A 333-nucleotide genomic window follows, 5' to 3' on the forward strand; every position below is an offset into this window, starting at 1 on the left:
TCAGGCCTGGCTGGGCCAGTGCCCGGAGTCTGTGGAACTTGAGGGTGTCACTTTGGTGCCGGTCTCGACGAGCGTGTTCTCGTATGACGGTAATGATTCGCGTCTTCTGCAGGTTTCTTCGGATGGTTCTGGCTCGTCCCTGACCTATGGTGCGGCTGGGTATGTGAACTCGGTGGCGTCGTGGGGTTCTGCAGGCGATCCTGCTGTGTCTTTCTCGCTGCTGTGTGCTTCTACTGATGGTCGGGTGCTTGCTGCCGGTGGTGCGTCTGCTGGTGCACCCGAGTTTGGTGTACCCTCAACCGGTGCTCGCGCTAATGCTGGTTTTGATGCTTC

1 protein-coding gene is annotated in these 333 nt (G+C 58.9%); it reads left to right on the top strand.

What is annotated here, in order from left to right; genetic code table 11:
- Window positions 1-333, top strand: a 333-nt coding sequence (locus tag HMPREF2874_RS09235; RefSeq protein WP_141754252.1) for a hypothetical protein, incomplete at both ends; no start/stop codon positions are given.

Source organism: Rothia sp. HMSC068F09 (assembly GCF_001812775.1).
Taxonomy (GTDB): domain Bacteria; phylum Actinomycetota; class Actinomycetes; order Actinomycetales; family Micrococcaceae; genus Rothia; species Rothia mucilaginosa_A.